The organism is Pseudoalteromonas sp. SG44-8 (assembly GCF_014164125.1).
GTDB lineage: Bacteria > Pseudomonadota > Gammaproteobacteria > Enterobacterales > Alteromonadaceae > Pseudoalteromonas > Pseudoalteromonas rhizosphaerae.
The window spans coordinates 1-217 of the sequence record NZ_JACJEQ010000108.1 but is presented as its reverse complement, the minus strand read 5'-3'; the positions used below and the strand labels follow the sequence as shown (position 1 = coordinate 217).

Below are 217 nucleotides of genomic sequence, written 5' to 3'. Positions count from 1 at the left end.
TTACCGCTCGACTTGCATGTGTTAGGCCTGCCGCCAGCGTTCAATCTGAGCCATGATCAAACTCTTCAATTAAAAGTTTTTTGTCTTTCGACAGCTCAATGAATTCTGAATTTATTTAATATCTTTCGATATTGAATTGACTGTGCCGAAGCAACTTATAAATAAGTTACTTCTGTTGGTCACTCAGTTTCAATTGAGACTCTAAATTTTTTGCCTT

General features: G+C 36.4%; 1 rRNA gene. It reads right to left on the bottom strand.

What is annotated here, in order from left to right:
- Window positions 1-72: ribosomal RNA gene (locus H5163_RS21160) — 16S ribosomal RNA — on the bottom strand; the annotation flags it as partial.
- Between the last annotated feature and the right edge of the window lie 145 nt (window positions 73-217).